Origin of the sequence: Bathymodiolus platifrons methanotrophic gill symbiont (genome assembly GCF_002189065.1) — a bacterium.
GTDB lineage: Bacteria > Pseudomonadota > Gammaproteobacteria > Methylococcales > Methylomonadaceae > Methyloprofundus.
This window is the reverse complement of sequence record NZ_BDMN01000485.1, coordinates 1-2335: the sequence shown is the minus strand read 5'-3', so window position 1 is coordinate 2335 and position 2335 is coordinate 1. Positions and strand designations below refer to the sequence as shown.

The 2335-nt window shown below is 37.5% G+C and carries 2 protein-coding genes; both read left to right on the top strand.

Going from position 1 to position 2335, the window contains the following annotated elements; all coding sequences use genetic code 11:
• Positions 1-320 precede the first annotated feature (320 nt).
• Positions 321-923, top strand: coding sequence for an SLATT domain-containing protein (locus tag CDZ78_RS19675; RefSeq protein WP_087871478.1), 603 nt, complete (start codon positions 321-323; stop codon positions 921-923).
• Entirely contained in the window at positions 920-2248 is a 1329-nt protein-coding gene (locus CDZ78_RS19670) for a reverse transcriptase domain-containing protein (RefSeq protein WP_087871477.1), read from the top strand. The genes CDZ78_RS19675 and CDZ78_RS19670 overlap by 4 nt, the downstream gene beginning before the upstream one ends.
• Positions 2249-2335 lie beyond the last annotated feature (87 nt).

Here is a 2335-nt window from a genome sequence, read left to right as displayed (position 1 = left end):
CGAAAGTCATATGTTACCTGACGTTTCCAGTAGTTTATCGGATGGGATGAGAAAGTTTTTCTCCTGGATGGTGCCTTATCCATTGGCTGCATAAAAACAGGTTACAGTTGATTTTTACACAAATATTTGTCTTTTTTTGCGACAGAACCATGGTAGACTAAATTCGTTTTAGGGTGTGTCAGTTTTCACTGCCCACTCACTTTGTGAGTGAAACTAATATTGAAGAGAGAAATCTCTTAGTCCTTGTGGCTTGCCCTTAACTGGGTGTTAACTTATTATTATCTTAATGACACCCTAAGACATCCAATCAAGGAGGAGTAATGGCATTCTCAGATAATGTGTGGTGGACACGTAAGGCTAGAATTCAGGCTGAAAAGCGTCTCTTATCCAACGCGTTCCATACACAGATTTTGTTACTTTGGTATTCCTTTTCTGGAGTTGCTTCTGCTATTTATCACTTAAGCATTGAGGGCAGTAATGCCGCCGGTCAAGATATTTCAGGGATAACTTGGGTCGTCTTTTCAGTGTTAGTTTTGTGTATTTCTGGCTTCATCAATGGGCTCTCATTTAAAGAGCGCGCTGGTTTAATAAAAGAATGCTACGAAACACTAAATAGCTTTCATCAAAAAGCAAAAGACTCTAGTCTTACGGATCCTACTAAGTTAAGCACAGAATACGACCAAATTCTCGGAGTCTGCGAAAATCACTCAGATAGAGATTATTATACGGCGCTATGCATTGAATATGTGACTAATAAGAATAGGCTGGATAAAAATACTGGACTGAAAAAAGGCCTCGACAGATCTCCAACATGGTACCACTGGACTTCCCTTATCTATTGGACTTTATGTCACAAATTAATGCTAACAGTCTTATATTTACTACCAGTTATTTTATGTGTTGCACTGAGGTGCATTGAATGACAATTGAACACCTATTTAGAAAACATTTTTCACCTGAAAATCTGAAAGACATATTTACTGACTGGATTATCTATTCCAGAGCAACAGGAATTGATGGTCTTAGCCCGCGTACATTTAAGCCGCAACTCGATACTCAAATTGAAATAATTTCTAGAAAAGCTTTAGCGGGAAAATATAAATTCACAAAGTACAAGTTAAAACTCGTCAGCAAAGGGCGAAATAAGCCTCCAAGGGAAATCTCTATTCCAACTGTGCGTGATCGTATAGCGCTACGCTCATTATGTAACTTTTTAACAGAAGCCTACGAAGGCAGCATTGAGTTTCACCTTCCACAAGATATTGTAAAAAATATAAAGCTCGATTTTAACAGCCAAAATTATGATGGCTGCATAAAACTTGATGTTATCAATTTCTACCCATCTATTAAGCACGAGGAATTGATTAGCCGTCTTGGTAAAAAAATACGAGATACTGAAATAAAAGACATCATCTTGTCCGCTATTTCGTCTCCAACTGTAAGCGCCAGTGGTTCATCTGAAGACCAGGATAAGAAGGGTGTCCCACAAGGGATTTCTGTGTCTAATATACTTGCAGCGATCTACCTATCTAATATAGATAAGGAGTTAACAGCTGCCGACAATATCAAATATTACCGCTATGTTGATGATGTTTTAATTTTCTGCAGCTTAGCCGACACTGAAAAAATATCAGAAAAAGTTACCTATAAATTCAAGAAAATTGGCCTAGAGATACATGATCCTGCTCATTCCTCTGAAAAATCGAGCATTGGCCCATTAGACGATGGGTTTGAATATTTAGGCTACAAGTTTAGTGAAGAGAATATTACCGCCCGTTCAGGCTCTATAGAGCGACTGAAAGGTTCTTTGGTTTCTATTTTTACATCCTACAAACACTCCAAAAAAAAGAGTGAAGTCTTTCTGCTATGGCGTCTTAACCTTCGGATTACAGGCTGTATTTATAAGAATAAAAGTAAAGGTTGGCTGTTCTTTTTCTCGGAAATAAATGATGAGACCCTGCTGCACTCTTTAGATCACTACGTTAAAAAGTTAGTAAAAAGATTTGGTGTGAGTGTTAAGCCTAAGAAGTTTGTAAGAGCATTTAAAGAGCTTAGTCACCGAAAATATGAGACAAAGTACATTCCCAATTTTGACAGGTACAGCTTAGAGGAAATGAAAACCGTACTCGTAAATTATTTTGGTTTGGAATTGAAGGATCTTCAAGATGAAGATATTAAGTTTGAATTCAAAAAGCGCCTAAATAAACAAGTCAAAGACTTGCAAGTAGATGTAATGAATTTTTCTTAGGAGCTTTTGACCTTTCCCCTGTTCTGTCGCAAAAGTTTATTGTGCGCATAAAAACCTGCCATAACCGGTCTTTATGCGGCTAATGAA

What these genes read in the sequence shown, in the direction of transcription:
- CDZ78_RS19675 (WP_087871478.1), top strand. Translation starts at nt 321, where the DNA reads ATGGCATTCTCAGATAATGTGTGGTGGACACGTAAGGCTAGAATTCAG.
- CDZ78_RS19670 (WP_087871477.1), top strand. Translation starts at nt 920, where the DNA reads ATGACAATTGAACACCTATTTAGAAAACATTTTTCACCTGAAAATCTG.